Source organism: Bradyrhizobium sp. T-1 (genome assembly GCF_053592855.1).
In genome coordinates, this window is the sequence record NZ_CM132115.1 from 2305009 (window position 1) to 2323984 (window position 18976).

An 18976-nucleotide genomic window follows, 5' to 3' on the forward strand; every position below is an offset into this window, starting at 1 on the left:
CCTCAATGGCGCGGCTCAGCGGGAGGATACGATGTTGCGACCGGTCATTGGAATTGCCGTGATGGCGCTCGCCTGCCTGGTGGCGGGCACGGCTCTGGGGAAGGGTGGCGGCGGTGGCGGTCACGGCGGTGGCGGCCATGGCGGTGGGCACGGAGGCGGTCATGGAGGCGGTCATTTCGGTGGCGGTCATGGCGGCGGCCATTTTGGTGGCGGTCATTTTGGCGGTCATGGTGTCCGGCACGCGCACGGCGGTGGCGGGCATCATGGTGGTGGGTTCCGGTTCGCAACAGCAGCGCGACATGGCGGCCCGAGCTTCGGTCAGATCCGCAATGCGGCCGTTCATCCCGCCAATTTTCGCAACGCCTTCAATTTCCACGCCAGCACCTTCGGCAACGGCCGGCTGATCGGCAATCCGGCGGCGCGCGCCCAGATCGCGGCCGCCGCCGCGCTCGCCGGCTGGCACGGTGCCGGCGGCGGATGGTGGCAACATGCCGGGGGTGGTTATGGCTGGGTCGGGCCGCTGTTCTGGCCGTTCGCCTATAACGACCTCTACGACTACGCGATCTGGGGCGATGGTCTCGGCTTCTGGGGCTACGGCTACCCGGACATCTATGCCGGCATCTTCGGGCCCTATGGCTATGACGGCCTCGCAACCTATCTGCCGCAGCGTCCTTATGGACGGCGGCAAGCGCGTGGCGTCGCGCTCGATCAGCTCTGCGGTAGCGACCGGCGCGAGATCGTCGGTCTGCCGATCGACCAGATCGCAGCCGCGGTGCAGCCGACCGAGGCACAAGGAGCGAGCCTCGACGAGCTCGGCAACGCCTCGATCCAGGCGGCGGAGATGATCCGCGCGTCCTGTCCGGCGCAGGTCGCAGCGACGGCGCCCGGTCGGCTGATGGCGATGCAACAGCGCATCGAGGCGATGGAGAAGGCCGTCGACCTCGTTCAGCCCGCACTGGATAAATTCTACGGCCTGCTCACGGACGAGCAGAAGGCGCGCTTCAATGCGCTGGCCGAGGATCAGCGCCGCGCGACGGCGTCCAGCACCGGCGAGCGATCGCTGGTGCAGAATTGCGGAGCGACCGCGGCGCTCGATTGGCCCGGCGCCGACATCGAGGCGAGGCTTCATCCCAACGATACCCAGCGTGCTGCGCTACAGGTGCTCCAGGATACCAGCGCCAAGGTCAGCGCATCGCTCAAGGCGGCCTGCCAGCCGAGCGAGGTGTTGACGCCGCCGGCGCGAATGGCCTCAATCCGCACACGGCTCGACACGATGCTCGACGGCGTCAAGTCGGTTCGAGCGGCGCTGGAGGATTTCTACGCGACGCTCAATGACGAGCAGAAGGAGCAGTTCGAGTCGATCGGGCCGCGCCGGACGTCCTGAATGCATCGGTGGCTGTAAAGACCAGGGGTGGGTGGACGATGAAGTGGTTCGCCAAGCAGAAGCCGGCGGATATCTGGGACGAAGCGATCGAAGGGCCGCTCGGCGATATCGAAGCCGCCGAGCGCATTCGCGCGATCTGCGCGGCTGCGACTGCGAGCGCGGCGGGCTCTGCGCGCAATGACAGACAGGACAGCGAGCGCTATGAACGCGCCGGCAGGGTCGCGATGGAGATCGCGATGAAGATCTCCGACGGGCTGGTGCGCGACGACGCGGTGCATCGCATCGTCGACCTCTGCATGATGGCGAACGACATCAAGACGGCGCAGATCCTGTTCCGCGCGATCCAAGCCAGCTGGATCCGCGAGATGGTGCAGCGGGACCATCCGGCACTGGTGCAGTAGCGGCAGCTACTTCGCCAGCTTGTGCACGGCCTCATCCACGCTGTGAAAGACGTGCTCCCTCGGCAGCACATCGAACAATTTGAAGCGCTCGAACGCGTCCTGTGCGCGCACCGATTCCAGCCGCGCCAGCGCCACCGTGACGCCTTGCGCGTTGCACACCTTGAAGACGTCGAGCAGGATCTGCGCGGCGGTGAAGTCGATCTCGACCATGCCGCTCGCTTCCAGCACCAGCAGCTGCGGCGTCGCCGTGCCCAGCACCTTCGTCACATCGCTGCGGAAGCCCGGCGCGTTGAGGAAGGACAGCGGCGCCTGGAGCCCGATCACGGCAACGCCGGCGATGCGCTCGCCGGTGATGTGCGGATGCGCCGGCCACCAGATCGTGGTGCCCGGCACGCGCTCGAACTCGACGAGCCGTGCGCGCGTCGTGCTCCAGATGCCATGCAGCAGCGACAGCACGATGCCGAGGAACGCGCCCTGCTGGATCGGCAGCACGATGATCAGCGCTGCGGTGGCGACGATGAGCAGGAATTCGCTGAACGACTGGCGATAGATCGTGACGATCTGCTTGGTGCGGATGATCCGCAGCGCCACGAACAGCAGGATGCCGCCGAGGGCTGCATCCGGAACATGGCGCAGCAGCCCCGTTCCGAACGCGAGCAGCGCCAGCACGATCGCCGCTGCTGCTAGGCCCGCAAGCTGCGATTGCCCCCCGGTCTCGGCGACGATGCCGGTGCGCGGCGGGCTGGCATTGACCGGAAATGCGCCGAACAGGCCTGACAACACGCTGCCGGCGCCGGCGCCGAGGAAGTCGCGATCGACATCAGCGGGCTTGTCGGGATCGGATGGGAAGGATCGCGTGGTGGCCGCAGTCTGCACCATCACGACGACCGTGACCACGAACGCGAGCGGCACCAGGCGCACCCAGAGCTCGGGCGCAAGATCGGGGAAGGTCGGGCGCGGCAGCGTGCCGGGCACGCTACCTACGACGTTGACGCCCTTGCTCTCGAGACCAAGCGCGATCGTGGCCAGCGTTGCGGCGACGAGCCCGATCAGCGCGCCGGGGATCTTCGCGCTGATCGTCTCGGAGATGAAGACCACCGCCAGCACGCCGAAGCCGATGCAAAACGTGATGGGATTGGTGCGGCCGATCTCGGTTGCGAGCACGCCGATGCGATCGAGCGTGGGACCGCTCGGTGACTCCAGTCCCAGGACGCCCGGTAGCTGCGACACGATGATGTGGACGGAGATGCCGGCGAGGAAACCGACCATCACCGGCATCGACAAGAGGTTGGCGATGCCGCCGAGCCGGAACGCGCCGCCGGCGAGCATCATGGCGCCCACCATCAAGGCCAGCGCGAGTGCGAGCCCCTGATATTCAGGTGACCCGGTGGCGGCGATCGCCGCGAGCCCGCCGGCGAAGATCGGCGTGATCGTGGAATCGGCGCCGCAGGACAGGAAGCGGTTGCCACCGAGCAGCGCGAAGCCGAGCGAGCCCGCCAGGAAGGCAAAGAAGCCGACCTGCGGCGCGAAGCCGCCAAGCCGTGCGGTCGCCATCTGCTCAGGGATCGCGATGGCTGCCAGCGTCAGTCCCGCCGTCAGGTCGCCGGGCAGGGAGTAAGATGCCAGTGAGCGGAACAGTGGCCATGCGTGCTTGGCGTGCGAATCTTGCGGCATCGAGTCCCCGGAAAGCCTGTGTCAGTCGATCAGACTACAGCATTTCCGGGGTGGAAGGCGGCAGACCGCGCAACTTCTCAGCCATCAACAGGGATATCCGGATGGGGGTTGGTCATCTGCGGCCTCTCCGCAATGACGGAGGACAAATCGGTCCTCCGTATCGCACGACGTGCTCTCAATACCTGCCGCGGTTGCCGTAGTCGCCGTGTCCCATGCTTCCACCGCCGCGGCCACCCATGCCCATACCCATGCCGAGGCCAATCCCGATTCCGACGCCGATGGCTTCGGGCGGTGGGCCGGGAGGCGGCGCGCGCTCGACGACGACGTCGTCGGGCGGCGGCCGGCGCGGCTTCGGCGGCGTGTCGACGACCTTGCGCTTGGGCGGCGTGTCGTCGACGCGCTTCTTGATGACCGGCGCAACCGTCGGGTTGATCGGCGTTGCCGGTGGCGTCGGTGTCGAGCACGGGCAGGTCGGCGCCATGGCGACGGCGACCGGCACCGCGGCGGCCGCAACCGGCAAGGCATAATTGCGATTCTGTACGCGCAGCAGCAGCCGGCGCGCGGTCGCGGCGAGATCGCTGTTGTCCCAATTCGCGAGATAGGCCTCGAAGGAGGCGCGGGTGTTGATCGTGACCGCACGGTCCCACGCCAGCATCTGGCGCCGGCGCTCCAGCACCGTGCGCAGCCGCGGCGTGTAGGAGGCCTGCGCATAGAGCTCGATATAGGCCTGATAGGCTTCCACGGTGTCGTCGGAGATCACGAGATCATAGGCGACCTTGGCATCCTTGCCCTGCAAATCCTTGCGCCAGTCCGCGACACTGCGCGGGGTGCTGGCGAGCGCCATCGCGTTCGCACCCGGAGCAGGGGGTTGACCGCTGCTGTCGCCGAAGAATTTGAAGTCGGTTGTCAGCGAGGAGCTTTCCCAGGGGATCTGCCGCCCGTCGGTCGATTGCGCGACTGCGATGCGGATGCGCTTGAACACTTCCTCGATCGGAATGTTCGGCTGCTTGGCGACCGTCAGCGCGGCCGTGGTGTAGGGACTGTCGGCACCCGAGCCATCCTCGGCTTCAGCGCCGGGCGAGGTCGAGTAGGAAATGAAGGAGCCGGGCGCGCCGGCCTTGGTGTCGACGATGGCGAGCCCGTGGCCGGCGCCGCTGAGCGCAGGGAACGGATTGTTGCGGCAGGCATCGAGCATGAAGATGCGCGCCCGCGTCGGCAGCGCGCCGAGCGTGTTGAGCAGATCGTTCAGCCGCACGCCCTGCAGCGGAATGTCGGCCTCACGCTTGGGGTCGAGATCGACAGGCACGAGATAATTCTCACCGTCGATCTGCAAGCCGTGGCCGGCATAGAACACCAGCGCGACGGTGTCGGCGCCGCTGGCGCTGACCTTGCCGGCGAAATCCGAGATCGCCTGGCGCATCTCGTTCTGCGCGAGGTTCGGCGCCGCTGTGACGGTGAAGCCGGCATTGCCGAGCAGCTCGGCCATGCCCTTCGCGTCATTGGCGGCGTTGGGCAGCTCGGGAACCGTGCGATAGGCGGATTGGCCGATCACCAGCGCAAGCCGCGTTTCGGCCGCGGCCTGTGTCGGTGTCATCAACCGCGCAAGTGCAAGGAGACCGGAGGCAAGAATCAAATTGCAAAGGGCTGGACGGCGCATGGTGTCACCTCCATCGGCAATGGGCGCGAGGATGTCACCTTTTCTAGTCGCCCGCCAAGACTCTGTCTGTGCGCTAGCTCACGCTTGCGCATGCGGCAAAATGGGCAGGAGCTCTGCCGGAGCTGACGCCTCATGCCGCGAAACGTCAGGACAGTCCACGGTCCCAGGGCGTAACCGGCGCAAAGCGCGCCGCAAGGAAATCGATGAAGGCGCGCACCTTCGCCGGCGGCCGGCGATCGGGCAGGTAGACCGCATGCACCGCGGAGGACTGGATCTCCGGCTGGTCGAGCGGAAGCGCGACCAGCGTGCCCGCGCGCAAATCATCGGCGACGATGAAGGTCGGCTGCCGGGCGATGCCAAGGCCGGCCAGCGTCGCTGCGCGCAGCGCATCGCCATTGTTGGCGCGCAAGGTTCCGCTGATCTGGATACGGATCTCGCCGTCGACACCGAATGGCCATTCCGCAGCGCTGCCCTGCTGCGTCAGCGTGTAGCCGAGGCAATTATGCGCGGCGAGGTCGGCCACTTTGCGCGGCGTGCCGTGCTTGGCCAGATAAGAAGGGGCGGCACAGACCACCAGGCGGTTCGGCGCGAGCTTTCGGGCCACCATGCTGGAGTCGCGCAACTTGCCGATGCGGATCGCGAGATCCCAGCCTTCTTCGGCGAGATCGACGAGGCGATCGTTGAGGCCGAGCTCGATCGTGACCTCGGGGTAGCGTTCCGAGAAGTCCGCGATCAGCGGCGCAATCTGCCGTGTGCCGAACACGACGGGTACGTTGACCCGCAACAATCCGCGCGGCTCGGCGCGCTCGCGCGCGACCGCGGCATCGGCCGTCTCCATGTCGGCGAGGATCCGCTCGGACGATTCCAGATAGAGACGCCCTGCCTCGGTGATCGACAGCCGACGCGTGGTGCGATGGAACAGCTTGATGCCGAGCCGCGTCTCCAGCGAGGCCACATGCTTGGTGACCATGGTCTGCGACAGGCCCATCGCCCGGGCCGCGCCCGACAGGCTGCCGTTCGCCGCCACCTTGGCAAAGACTTCCAGGCTGGTCAGCCGGTCGAGCATCCATCTCACTCTATGAGTGTGAGGTATTTTTCCATTATAGCTGATTGTCGTTCGATTGAGAATAGATCATAGCTCGCCGCAACAATGGAGACCGCCATGATCGATTCCCGTACCGCTCCCTACGCCGCGCTGGTGCTGCGCGTGACGTTGGGTGCGCTGTTTCTGGCCCATGCCAGCCTGAAATTGTTCGTTTTCACCCCCGCAGGGACTGCAAAGTTCTTCGGCAGCCTCGGCTTCCCGCCTGAACTCGCCTACCTCGTGATGACCGTGGAGGTCCTCAGCGGCATTGCCCTGATCCTCGGTGTCTGGACCCGCTACGCGGCGCTCGCCGGCATCCCGATCCTGCTCGGCGCGATCTTCACCGTGCACGGTGCGGCCGGCTTCTTCTTCACGAACCCGAAGGGCGGTTGGGAATATCCCGCGTTCTGGGCCATTGCGCTGGTCGCACAGGCGCTGCTCGGCGATGGTGCCTTCGCGCTGCGGCCCTCGCGCGATGTCGAGGCGGCGAATGGACAGCTGAGCGTCGCGCCGTCGCGCTGAACCTCATCTAACGCAGGAATGAGAGCGCTGCGGGATCCCGGTCCCGCAGCGTTTTGCTGCGCTCCCATCAATCTGCGTTCGGCATTGATCCATACCTGAATTGGATCGATCTGCGTCAATCTTGCATAGCCCGTCGTCCGTCCCGATGCGGCATAGCGAAAACATCAGCAAACGCAGGCGTTCCCTGCAATCTCTGCCGGTGCGCCTGCCGCTCGCGCGCTCGCATCGCCCCAACTGCCAGCCTTGCCTGCCCCGTCGCTTTGGCCATACAGTCCGCGCAACAAGCTGCGGCTGTGACCGCGGCCGCGAAAAAAATACTGGGGAGAGACACCATGACTTTCGTGCCCGTCAGCCGTCGCACGTTCCTCAAGTCGTCGACGGCGGTGACCGCCGGCCTCGTGCTCTCTCCCGCCATCATCGGCCGCGCTGAGGCGGCGACGCTGAAGCTGAAATGCTCCTCCTCGCTGCCGAACGATCCCAAATTCGCCAACGGCCGCGTCTACTACGACAATCTCGTCAAGAATCTGAAGGGCAACGGACTCGGCGAGCAGGTCGAGGTCGCCTTCTTCCCGGACAACCAGCTCGGTCAGGAAATCGACGTCATCAATTCGGTGAAGCTCGGCGTCATCGACCTCATGGTGTCGGGCTCGTCGATCTCGGCCAATCTGGTGCCGCTGGTCGGCACCTACGATCTCGGCTTCCTGTTCTCGAGCTTCCCGCAGCAAACCAAGGCGTTCGACGCCGGCGCCGCCAAGCCGATCGAGGACGCCCTGCTCAAGGGCAGCAACATCCGCATCATCGCCTGGGCCTATAATTTCGGCTCGCGGAGCGTATTCGCGAAGAAACCGGTGAAGACGCCGGAGGATCTCGCCGGCCTCAAGATCCGCACCCTGCCCAATCCCGTCATCACGGAATGCCTGCGGCTGATGGGCGCTGCTGCGACGCCGCTGGCGTTCGGCGAAATCTACACGGCATTGCAGGCCGGCGTGCTTGACGGCCTCGAGCACGATCCGCCGACGATCCTCGCCAGCAAGTTCTTCGAAACCGCGAAGTTCTACGCGCTGACGCAGCACAATTTCTCGCCGCTCGCGATCTATTTCAGCGACATGACCTTCAACCGCATGGATCCGAAGCTGCGGGAGGGATTTCTCGACGCCGCGAAGAAGGCCGCGGTCGATACCCGCGCCCATGGGCTCGCAGTCGAGAAGGAGGCGCTCGCGGCGCTCACCGAGAAGGGCGTGACGGTGGCCGAGTGCGACCGTGAGGCCTTCAAGAAGCGCGTGGCGCCGCAGACCGAGAACTTCATCAAGGCGCGGCCGGAATCCAAGGCGGTCATCGACATCATTCGTTCGACGCAAGCTTGAGATGGCCAAATCCGAGATGGCGATGACCGGCGCGTTGTCTCTCTCGGGCGGCCGCCACGGGAGCATCGCGCTGCTGCTTCGCCTTAGTGATGCGATCGCGGCGATCTTGCTGGCCGCAGATCTCGCGGTCGTCTGCGGCTCCGTACTGCTGCGCTTTTTCTTCAACGCGCCGGTCGAATGGTCGGACGACGTCGCGCGCGGATTGATGGTCGGCTCGGCCTTCTTCGGCGCGGCGAGCGCGCTGGCGCGCGGCGAGAATGTCGGCGTGTCCTTCTTTCGCGATCTGCTGCCGCAACGGTTGCGTACACTGGTCGACGCCGCGAGCGCCGTGCTCGTCGTGCTGGTCTCGGGCTACGTCGCCTACAACGCGATCAAGCTGGGCGCATTGACGTCGGGACAGACCACCGGCTCGGGCCTGCCACTTGAGCTCACCTTCTATCCGATGGGCATCGGCGCACTGTTCATGACGGTGTTCGCGATCGACCATCTCCGCGCGCGGCCGCTGCCTGACATGGTCAGAGGCCTTGTCGCGGTCGTCATCGTCACCGGGCTCTATCTTGTCTGGGATTATCTGTCGCCGTCATCAGTGCCGTCGGCGGGCGTGCTGATGCTGATCGGCTTCTTCGCAACCCTGTTCGGCGGCTTGCCGATCGGCTTTGCGCTGGCGCTGGCCGCGCTGATCTTCATCTGGGTCGAGGGTGCGCTGCCGGGCGTGATCTTCGCCCAGCAGATGGCGCGCGGCATCGACAATTTCGTGTTGCTCGCAATCCCGTTCTTCATTCTCGTCGGCTACCTGATGGAAGCCAACGGCATGTCGGTGCGCCTGATCGAGCTGCTGCAGCGTGCGGTCGGCCGCATGCGCGGCGGCCTGAATGTCGTGATGGTGGCCTCGATGGTGCTGTTTTCCGGCATCTCCGGCTCGAAGATGGCCGATGTCGCGGCCGTCGGCTCCGTGCTGATTCCGGCGGCGCGCCGCTCGAGGCAGAATCCAGGCAGCGCCGTGGCGCTGCTCGCGGCGTCCGCGGTGATGGCAGAGACCATTCCGCCTTGCATCAATCTGATCATCCTGGGGTTCGTCGCGAACCTCTCGATCGGTGGCCTGTTCGTCGCCGGCCTGTTGCCGGCGGCGCTGATGGCGACGGTCCTGATCGCCTTCTCCATCATCTTCGGCAAGAAGCCGGCGCAGACCGAGGCGGTCGAGCCGCAAGTGCCGGTGTCGGGCCTCTGGAGCGGCGCAATCGCCTCGTTCGGCCTGATCTTCATGATCTTCTTCGGTTTCAAGAGCGGCTTTGCCACGGCAACGGAAATCTCCGCGTTCGCGGTCGCCTATGCACTTGTTGTCGGCAGCGTGGTGTTCCGCGAGCTCAGCTTCACATCGGCGACGCATTGTTTCGTGCAGGCAGCGACGCGCGCGGGGTTGGTGCTGTTCATAGTCGCCGCCGCGCAATCGCTGGCGTTCACGCTGACCTTGCAGCAGGTGCCGCATGCGGTCGGCGATTTCATGCTGGGCCTGTCCAAGACCTCCGGCGTCTGGCTGTTCATCCTGCTCGCGATCGCCGTGCTGATCGTGATGGGCTCGGTGCTGGAAGGCGCGGCGGCGCTCATCATCTTCGGGCCGCTGCTGCTGCCGGTGGCCGTGCAGCTCGGCATCGATCCCCTGCATTTCGGCGTGGTGCTCGTCATTGCGATGGGCATCGGCCTGTTCGCGCCCCCGCTGGGGCTCGGGCTCTACGGCGCCTGCCTGATCGGCAACGTCCCGATCGAGCAGACGGTGAAACCGATCCTGGGCTATCTTGGCCTGTTGTTCCTCTGCCTGCTCGTCATCGCCTTCGTGCCATGGCTGAGCACCGCCTTGCCGCGCGCGTTCGGTTACTGAAGGAGTATTGCCGTGAAAGTCCTGCTGGCCCACACGCCGGAGATGCGCCGCAATTATTACGGCGATCGGAGCCTGAACGGCCTGCGCGCCATTGCCGACGTGATCCTGCACGAGGGCGACCATGCGCTCGATGCCGCAGGCCTCGTGACTGCGGCAAAAGATGCTGACATCATCGTCGCCGACCGCATGACCGAAGGCCGCGGCGAAATCTTCGCGCAGCTGCCGCGCCTGCGCGCCTTCGTCCGCTGTGCCGTCGACATCCGCAATGTCGATGTGGAGGCCGCTTCGCAAGCCGGTGTGCTGGTGACGCGTGCCGGTCCCGGCTTCGTGCAGGCCGTCGCCGAGCTCGCGCTCGGCTTCATGGTCGATCTGTCGCGCGGCGTGTCGCGGGCCACGGCCGACTACCAGGCCGGCCGCAAGCCGGAGGCGCGGATGGGCCGTCAGCTTGCCGGCAGCACGATCGGCATCATCGGCTATGGCAGCATCGGGCGTTACCTCGCCGAGATCGCCAAGGTCATGCGCATGGATGTGCTGGTCGCCGATCCCTTTGCGGATGTCAGCGACGGCGCGATCAGGCAGGTCGGTCTCGACGACCTCCTTGCGGCGTCCGACTACGTCGTCTGCCTCGCAATTGCCAATGAGCAGACCGAGAAGCTGATCGGGGAGGCGGCCCTGGCGCGCATGCAGAAGCATGCCGTCTTCATCAATCTCTCGCGCGGCAATCTCGTCGACGAGGCGGCACTCGCCAAGGCGCTGCTTGAGAACCGCATCGCGGGTGCGGCGATGGACGTCGGCCGCGCGCCCGACCAGATGCCGACGCCGGAGCTGGCAAAGCTTCCCAACGTCGTCGCGACGCCCCATGTCGGCGGGCTGACGCCGCAGGCGATCGAATACCAGTCCCTGGAAACGGTGCGGCAGGTCGACGCCATCATCAAGGGCGAAGCCCCGCGGGGCGCCGTCAACGCCGAGCGCTGGACACGGCGGCCGTGAGCTGCTGCTCTACAGCCGGTCCACGGCCGTGAACGTCCCGTCCTTCTGGATCACCGTCAGGAACACCTTTGGCGGCATGTCGACGGCGCGCGCCCCGACGGTGACGATGCTGCCGCTGATATCGAAGCGGCCGATATCGTTGATCGTGCGCAGCAGGTTCGCACGGGTCGGGTTCGGCCCGGCCTTTTCCAGCGCCGCTGCCGCGAGACGACCGGAGAGATAGCCCTCGAGCGACACGAAGTCCGGTGCCAGCGTCGGATCGAACGCCGTCTGCGCGGCCTGGTAGTCGGCGACGAGCTTGATCGAGCGGTCCCATGGAAACGGCACGACCTGGGCGACGACGACGCCTTCGCCGTCCGGGCCGAGCTCCTTGGCGAGCGCGTTGGCGCCGACGAAGGAGATGTTGACGAAGGTCGGAAAGACGCCGTTGCGGTGCGCGAGCTTGATGAACTCGGCGCTCGGACCGTAAGTGCCGACCATGACGATCGCCTCGGGCTCGGCGCGCTTGATGGTGCGCCAGGCCGCGCTGACCGCGCGGGTGTTGCGTTCGAAGGTGCCTTCAGCGGCGAGTTCGAGTCCGCGCCTGGCCAGCGCGTTCTTGACGCCGGCGAGGCCGTCGCGGCCGAAGGAATCGTCCTGGTAGAAGATGCCGATCCGGCTGAAGTGGCGGTCCTCGGTCAGATGCTTGATGAGGGTCTCCGACTCCGCGCTGTAGCTTGCGCGGATGTTCACGACATTCGGGAGTTCGAGGTCGCGCAGGAATTCGGCGCCGCTGAAGGGGCCGATGAAGGGGATGTTGCGGGCGCTCGTCACCGGGATGGTCGCGATCGCAGTCGGCGTGCCAACGGCACCGATCAAAGCGAACACCTTGTCGTCCTCGATCAGCCTCAGCGTTTGCGCCACCGAGCGGTCGGGATCGTAGCCGTCGTCGCGGCTGATGAGCTGGAGCTTGCGGCCGTGGACGCCGCCTTTGGCGTTGATCTCGGTGAACGCCGCGACGATGCCGTGCCGCATGCGTTGTCCGAGCACGGCGGAGGGCCCCTCGAGCGCGGCAGCCTGGCCGAACAGGATCGCGTCCTCGCTGACGCCGACCTCGTCGCCTCTTGCCGTCAGCGTTGCCGCCGCCAGCACCATGGCGGCAAGCGCAATGCCTATCGCTGCGCGCGATCGTTTCATGAGAGAGCTCGCCGATGCGGGAAAAGTTGCGGCAACGATAGATCCGCGGGCTGAACAGGGCACTAACCGGCACCGGGAGATCGATCCGTAGGACTCCGGGGAAATGTGGCAATCGACGACCACATTTGCGGGAATGCGCAGGTCAATCATTAACTACGCTTCGCAATGCGGGATGCCTTGGTTCCAAAGTTGTGCAGTTCTTAACCCCGATCCTTGTCCGATAGTCGCCACGGCGGCTCAACCCTAAGTTCGGCCGCCGCGCCGAGGGGAACTGCGGAAAACAAGATGGGCGATCGCGATCAGAATGATCTGGATCGAAAGCGACTGACTGGACGGTGGCGCGTTGCGCCGCTGCTCGGCCTGTATCGTCCTGCGCTGGTCGCGGCTGCCGTCGGCCTGCTGTTCTCACTCGCGGGCGCAGCTGCGGTGGCGCGCTGGGAAGACCGCGTCAACAAGATCGAATTCGAGAACGCGGCCGAAACGCAGTCCATCGTCATGCAGAACGGCATGAACGAATATATCAGCCGGCTCGTGGCGCTGCGAACCCTGTTCGAATCCTCCAACGAGGGGGTCACGCGGAGCGAGTTCGAGACGTTCAGCGGCCGGCTGTTCGAGCGCTATCCCGGCTTGCTGCGCGTCGGCTGGCTGCCGCGGATCGCGCGCAAGGAGCGCGCCGAATACGAGGCTGCCGCGATCGCCGACGGCGTGTCCGGCTATCATATCAAGGCGCTCGACGGCAGCGATTTCGTGACCGCGCCGCAGGGCGCGGAGTATTTCCCCATTCTCTATTCGACGCAGCCGAAGACGTCGCCTGTCTACGGTATGGATTACATGAGCGTGCCGGACCGCAAGGTGGCGCTCGAACGCGCCCGGGACAATGACACCATCGCCGCGATCCGCACCGAGCTCTACGCCCGGAACGAAGCGGGCCAGTTGCCGAACGTGCTCGTGATCGTGCCCGTCTACGCCAAGGGCACTTCGCGCGACACGATCACCGATCGGCGCCGCAACATCTCGGGCTTCGTCGTCGGCATCTTCGACCTGCCTTTGCTGATGCAGGCCATCCGCGCCAGGACCGGCGCGAGCCCCGCCGTCAGCGTCAACGTCTATCAGCCCTTCAGCGCGCGCATCGTCAGCCTGGAAGGCACGCTGCCCGATTACGCCTCGGCAGCCGCCGCGCCGCAATCGATGCGCGATGTTGCGCGCGGCCGGCACTGGTCGGGCGGCCTCAGGATCGGCGACACCGATTGGCAGGTGCGCGCGGTTCCGACCGCCGGCGGCCCGCTGGAGACGACGTATGATCGCGCCGGCGCCGTGCTGATCGTCGGCATGCTGCTGACGCTGTCGCTGGCGACCTATCTGATGCTCGCAAGCCGCAATTCGCGGCGGCTGTCGCTGGCCAACCGGCGCGTGCTCGAGCTGGCGCAGACCGACGTCCTCACGGGATTGCCGAACCGCGCCTTCTTCCTCGCCCGGCTCGACGAGCTCAACAGCCAGCTGAAAGATGGCGGGGCGACCTTCTCGATCCTGATGCTCGATCTCGACCGCTTCAAGAACGTCAACGATTCCCTCGGTCATGGCGCTGGCGATGCGCTGCTGCGCCTGGTGGCGCAGCGGCTGAAATCCGCGGTGCGCGCCACCGACGTGCTGGCGCGGCTCGGCGGCGACGAATTCGCCATCATCCAGGAAAGCTGCGAGGATCAGCGCGCCTGCTCGACCGAGCTGGCGATGCGGATCGCCAAGCTCGTGGCCGAGCCGTTTCTGTTGCCAGGGCACCGTGTCGAGATCGGCACCAGCATCGGCATTGCGATCGCGCCGGATCATGGCAGCGACCAGGAGCAGCTGCTGAAGAAGGCCGACCTTGCGCTCTATCGCTCGAAATCGGCTGGCCGGAACTGCTTTACGATCTACGACGAAGCGATGTCGGCCGAGCTCGAGGCGCGCAACACGCTGGAAGGGGATCTGCGCGACGCCATCGCGCGGTGCCAGCTCGAGGTGCACTATCAGCCGTTCATGAATGCCGGCACCGGCGCGCGGCGCGGGTTCGAGGCGCTGGTGCGCTGGCGGCATCCGGTGCGCGGGCTGATCCCGCCGGATCAGTTCATCGCGCTCGCCGAGGAGACCGGGCTGATCGTTCCGCTCGGCGAATTCGTGCTGCGCCGTGCCTGCGCGGATGCGGCGAGCTGGCCGTCCGATCTGATGGTCGCGGTGAACCTGTCGCCGATCCAGTTCAAGGAAGCCGATCTGTTCGATGTCATCTGCGCGGCATTGCAGGATTCCGGCCTGTCGCCGCAACGGCTCGAGATCGAGATCACCGAGTCCGTCCTGCTGGAGCGTGGCGCCGAGAACCACGCCTTCATGGAACGGTTGAAGAGCATCGGCATCGAGCTCGCGCTCGACGATTTCGGCACCGGCTATTCCTCGCTGAGCTATCTCACCGCATTCCCGTTCGACAAGATCAAGATCGACAAATCGTTCATCCGCAACCTCACGCACCAGCCGCGCTCTTCCGCCATCATCTCCTCGATCGTGACGCTGGCACGCGGGCTCGACATGTCGGTCACCGCCGAGGGCGTCGAGACGGCAGAGGAGTTCGAGCGGCTGAAGGCGCTCGGCGTCAATTTCGCGCAAGGCTATCTGTTCGGCCGCCCGCTGCCGATCGACGCGATCGAGCTTGATGAGCCTGCCGAGGGCTCGCAGCGCGACGCGGCCTGAGCGCGCCACGCAAAGCGGCATCCGCGAAAATGGCTTGACCCGCGCGGCCCCAGATGGTCCGAAGGATCGTCCAGGGATGAAAACAAAAAAATGCGGCTTCCGTTCTTCTACGGCTGGGTCGTGGTGGCCGTGACGTTTGTCACCATGGCCATCGGCGTCAATGCGCGCACCTCCTTCTCGCTGTTCTTTCCGCCGATCCTGTCCGAATTCGGCTGGGAGCGCGGCGTCACCGCGGGCGCCTTCTCATTCGGTTTCGTCGCCTCGGGCGTCGCCAGCCCGCTGATCGGACGGCTGATGGATCGGGCAGGACCGCGCGCGGTGATGGAGCTCGGCGTGGTGCTGATGGCGGGCGGCATGCTGCTGGCGCCGCTCACCAGCCAGCCCTGGCACCTCTACGTGACGATCGGCGTCATGGTCGGCGCCGGTTCGGTGTGCCTCGGCTATTCCGGCCAATCGCTGTTCCTGCCGAACTGGTTCATCCGCAAGCGCGGCTTTGCCATCGGCATCGCCTTCGCCGGCGTCGGCATCGGTTCAATGACACTGCTGCCGTGGGTGCAGCGCATGATCGAGCAGGCCGGCTGGCGCACCGCCTGTACCGCGATGGGCCTGATGATCCTGATCGTGCTGGCGCCGATCAATCTGCTGCTGCACAAGCGCCCCGAAGACATCGGCCTGCAGCCGGACGGCGACGTTGCGCCGGCCGCGGGCACTGCAAAGCCGGTCTCCAACATCGTCGATCCCGTCTGGGCCGCGACCGACTGGACGCTGAAGCGGGCGGTTGCGACCGCGCGCTTCTGGTGGATCGCGCTCGGCTATTTCTGCGGCCTGTACATCTGGTACGCCGTGCAGGTGCATCAAACCAAATTCCTGCTCGACATCGGTTTCAGCCCGAACGTCGCGGTGTGGGCGCTCGGGTCCGTCAGCATGCTCGGCATTCCCGGGCAGATCTTCCTCGGTCATGTCTCCGACCGGATCGGGCGGGAGTGGGTCTGGGCGATCAGCTGCGCCGGCTTTGCGATCTGCTTTGCGGCGCTGATCGCGCTGAAATACCAACCCGCGTTCTGGCTGGTCTGGCTGATGGTGCTCACGCAAGGCGCGCTCGGCTACGGCCTCACCTCGATCATGGGCGCAGTGGTGTTCGAGATCTTCCAGGGCCGGCACCAGGGCAGCATCTTCGGCATGATCATGCTGGCGGCACTCGCGGGCGGTGCGGCCGGCCCCTGGCTGACCGGCTTGCTCTACGATCGCGCCGGTAACTACACGCTCGCTTTTGCCCTCGCCATCGTCGTCAGTGGCCTCTCGGCCGTGTCGGTCTGGCAGGCCTCGCCCGGCAAGGTGCGGGCCGTGGCCGGCCGGCTGCACGGGCTGCGGGCCGGAACCAGCGCTGAATAGGTTCCGTCTGCACCGGATTACCTTCGTATCCTTCGCGGACTGTTAAGCATGTCGCGGCTTGGCTGAACGCGAGCCGGTTGCAAGAACGTCTTGGACACCATCGAAGCGTTAGCTTCGGGCCGATTGCCGTATGCTGCCGGGTCCAACGATGTCCGCCTCCGACGCCCCAGTGACCGAAATGCCGGACGTGCTGCGCGCGGCGCTCGAATGCGCCGACGACGGCATCGTCATTGTCGATGACGCGCATCGCATCACGCATTTCAACGCCGGCGCGGAACGGATCTGGAAGCTCGCGCGCGCCGACGTGCTGGGGCGCGACGCCGCAAGTCTCGCCCTCAAATGCCTCGAGGCCGATCCAGTCGCGGATTGTCGCGACGAGATCAGCCTGGTGAGGCACGACGGCAGCCGGATCAAGGCGGCGATCGCGTTGTCGTCGGCGACCGTCGACGGCGCGACCCGTCACATCGTATTCGCGCGCGACGTCACTGCGGACGCCGAGCGCCGCGTCAGGATCGGGTTGCTCCACGCCGTCTCCGACCAGACCAACCGCGCGGTCATCATCACCGACGTCGAGCAGAACATCGTCTACGTCAATTCGGCCTTCACGGCGCTGTTCGGCTACACCAGCAGCGAGGCCGAAGGGCGCCGCGCGGGCGAGCTCATCGCCGGCTGCCATACCGATCGCAAGGCGGTTGCCCGGCTCATCAAGCGCCTGATGCGCGGCGGCCGCCGCGGTGAGGCCGAGGTGCTGGTCTACGACAAGGACGGCGAGGAGATCTGGGTCTGCGCCAGCCTCGACGCCTTCCGCGACAAGAAGGGGCGGGTCAAGCATATCTTCGCGCTGCTCGAAGACATCACCGAGACCAAGCAGCTGCGCTCGCTCCAGCAGCTCATCATGGGCGCGCTGGCCGACGAGGTTCCGATCAGCGACATCGCCGACAGGCTCTGCCGCCGGGTCGAGGAGATCGCGCCCGATGTCGTCTGCTCGCTGCTTCATGTCGATGCCGCGGGCCTGGTCCATCCGCTCGGCGGCCCGAGCCTGCCTGAGGACTATTCCCGCGCGCTGGACGGCATCGCGATCGGTCCCAATGTCGGCTCCTGCGGTACCGCCGCCTTCTACGGCGAGCCGGTGCTGGCGATGGATCTGGAAACCGATCCGCGCTGGCAGCCCTACAAGGCGATGCCGCTTGCGATTGGTCTGCGCGCCTGCTGGTCGACCCCGGTCAAGGCCAAGGACGGCCGGGTCATCGCCACCTTCGCCTTCTATTTCCGCGAGTCCCGCGCCCCGAGCAAGTGGCACCGGCGCATCGTCGAGGCCTGCGTCAATCTCGGCGCCTTCGCGATCGAGCGCAAGGAGGCGCGGGCCGAGATCGCGCGGCTCGCCTATCACGACATCCTCACGGGCTTGCCGAACCGCGCGCAGCTGCGGCACCTGATCACGACCGCGATCGATGCCTGTCCGACCGGCGGCCATGTCGCGCTGGCTTTTCTCGACGTCGACCATTTCAAGGACGTCAACGACACGCTCGGCCACGCCGCCGGCGACGAACTGCTGATCCATCTGGCGCAGCGCCTGCGCGAGCAGATCGGGCCCGAGGACATGCTGGGCCGGCTTGGTGGCGACGAATTCGTCATCTTGCTGCCGCACCGCAATGCCGAGAGCGCCGAGCGCGTCGCGGCCGGAATCACCGAAGCGCTGGCTGCGCCCTTGCGGCTCGGATCGAAGCTGATGCCGATGTCGGCCAGCATCGGCATCAGCCTCTATCCCGACCACGCCACCGACATTGACACGCTGATGCAGCAGGCCGACGCCGCCATGTACATGGCCAAGCAGGCGGGACGGTCGACCCATCGCATGTTCAGCGCCGAAATGAATGGGCTGACCGAGCAGCGGCTGGCGATGATCGCGGCACTCCGCCGCGCCATTGCCGACAATGCGCTGAGCCTCTTCTACCAGCCGCAGATCCGCAGCTGCGATGGCGCCATCCACGGCGTCGAGGCGCTGGCGCGCTGGCACGATGCCGCACTCGGCGACGTCTCGCCGGCGAAATTCATTCCGCTTGCCGAAGAATGCGGCCTGATCGAGCAGATCGGCTTGTGGTCGGTGCGCGAGGCCTGCCGGCAGATGGCGAGCTGGCGCCGTGCCGGGCTCAACATTCCCAGCGTGTCGGTGAACCTGTCGCCGCTCAATTTCCGCAACGTTGCGCTGGCCGCGCGGCTCAAGGACGTCCTCACCGAATACGCGCTGCCGCCGGACGCGCTGATGCTGGAGATCACCGAAGGCACGTTCATGCAGGACGGTGCGGCCGCGCTGGAGACGATGCATGCGATCCGCGAACTCGGCGTCGGGCTTTCGGTCGACGATTTCGGCACTGGCTATTCCAGCCTCAGCCGGCTCGCGCATCTGCCGATCCGCGAGCTGAAGATCGACCGCAGCTTCATGCGCGACATCGACAAGGATGCGGGTGCGCTCGCGATCGCCACCGCCGTGGTGCGCGTCGGCCAGGGCCTCGGCATGACCGTCGTTGCCGAGGGCGTCGAGACCGAAGGCCAGCGCAAGATACTGGCCGAGCTCGGCTGCGACGTCGTGCAGGGCTTCCTCTATGCTCCGGCGCTCGCGCCGGTCGCCTTCGAGCGCTGGCTGATCGAGCATTGCGCCGAACAGGCGAGGGCGATGCTGGGGCGGCTCGATGTCAGGCCGGTGAGCACGGCCGCGGTGAAACGGTCGGCGTAGGCAAGCC

13 protein-coding genes are annotated in these 18976 nt (G+C 66.1%); 9 read left to right on the plus strand and 4 right to left on the minus strand.

Annotated features, from left to right (window positions below):
- Nucleotides 1-31 precede the first annotated feature (31 nt).
- Nucleotides 32-1384: a Spy/CpxP family protein refolding chaperone gene (locus tag ACWAT4_RS11085; RefSeq protein ID WP_449730533.1), complete on the plus strand. Its 1353-nt coding sequence runs from the start codon at nt 32-34 to the stop codon at nt 1382-1384.
- A 38-nt stretch (nt 1385-1422) separates the two neighbouring features.
- Complete coding sequence (locus ACWAT4_RS11090) at nt 1423-1785, plus strand: hypothetical protein (protein ID WP_212298865.1); 363 nt, start codon at nt 1423-1425, stop codon at nt 1783-1785.
- 6 nt (nt 1786-1791) lie between these two features.
- Here the strand turns inward: ACWAT4_RS11090 and ACWAT4_RS11095 are convergent, their stop codons facing one another.
- From ACWAT4_RS11095 to ACWAT4_RS11105, 3 genes are all read right to left on the minus strand, one after another.
- Nucleotides 1792-3459: a SulP family inorganic anion transporter gene (locus ACWAT4_RS11095; protein WP_449730534.1), complete on the minus strand. Its 1668-nt coding sequence runs from the start codon at nt 3457-3459 to the stop codon at nt 1792-1794.
- 175 nt (nt 3460-3634) lie between these two features.
- A complete protein-coding gene (locus ACWAT4_RS11100; RefSeq protein ID WP_212444712.1) occupies nt 3635-5116 on the minus strand; it encodes a caspase family protein in 1482 nt (493 codons plus the stop codon).
- A gap of 145 nt (nt 5117-5261) precedes the next feature.
- Nucleotides 5262-6182: a LysR family transcriptional regulator gene (locus tag ACWAT4_RS11105; RefSeq protein WP_212444711.1), complete on the minus strand. Its 921-nt coding sequence runs from the start codon at nt 6180-6182 to the stop codon at nt 5262-5264.
- Nucleotides 6183-6278: 96 nt separating this feature from the next.
- Between ACWAT4_RS11105 and ACWAT4_RS11110 the strand changes: the two genes are divergently transcribed.
- From ACWAT4_RS11110 to ACWAT4_RS11125, 4 genes are all read left to right on the plus strand, one after another.
- Complete coding sequence (locus ACWAT4_RS11110; RefSeq protein ID WP_212298861.1) at nt 6279-6722, plus strand: DoxX family protein; 444 nt, start codon at nt 6279-6281, stop codon at nt 6720-6722.
- Nucleotides 6723-7054: 332 nt separating this feature from the next.
- Nucleotides 7055-8086, plus strand: coding sequence for a TRAP transporter substrate-binding protein (locus ACWAT4_RS11115; protein WP_212298860.1), 1032 nt, complete (start codon nt 7055-7057; stop codon nt 8084-8086).
- Nucleotides 8087-8108: 22 nt separating this feature from the next.
- On the plus strand, nt 8109-9962 hold the full coding sequence (locus tag ACWAT4_RS11120; RefSeq protein WP_212444749.1) for a TRAP transporter large permease: 1854 nt from the start codon (nt 8109-8111) through the stop codon (nt 9960-9962).
- Between the two features lie 12 nt (nt 9963-9974).
- The gene (locus ACWAT4_RS11125; RefSeq protein WP_212444710.1) at nt 9975-10952 is read left to right on the plus strand and encodes a hydroxyacid dehydrogenase; all 978 of its coding nucleotides are present in this window, start codon (nt 9975-9977) and stop codon (nt 10950-10952) included.
- 9 nt (nt 10953-10961) lie between these two features.
- Here the strand turns inward: ACWAT4_RS11125 and ACWAT4_RS11130 are convergent, their stop codons facing one another.
- Complete coding sequence (locus ACWAT4_RS11130) at nt 10962-12128, minus strand: ABC transporter substrate-binding protein (RefSeq protein ID WP_212298858.1); 1167 nt, start codon at nt 12126-12128, stop codon at nt 10962-10964.
- 285 nt (nt 12129-12413) lie between these two features.
- Here ACWAT4_RS11130 and ACWAT4_RS11135 point away from each other — a divergent pair, with 285 nt between their 5' ends.
- From ACWAT4_RS11135 to ACWAT4_RS11145, 3 genes are all read left to right on the plus strand, one after another.
- On the plus strand, nt 12414-14843 hold the full coding sequence (locus ACWAT4_RS11135; protein ID WP_449730535.1) for a bifunctional diguanylate cyclase/phosphodiesterase: 2430 nt from the start codon (nt 12414-12416) through the stop codon (nt 14841-14843).
- Nucleotides 14844-14933: 90 nt separating this feature from the next.
- Nucleotides 14934-16235, plus strand: coding sequence for an MFS transporter (locus ACWAT4_RS11140; protein ID WP_449730536.1), 1302 nt, complete (start codon nt 14934-14936; stop codon nt 16233-16235).
- Nucleotides 16236-16383: 148 nt separating this feature from the next.
- Entirely contained in the window at nt 16384-18969 is a 2586-nt protein-coding gene (locus tag ACWAT4_RS11145; RefSeq protein ID WP_449730537.1) for an EAL domain-containing protein, read from the plus strand.
- Nucleotides 18970-18976 lie beyond the last annotated feature (7 nt).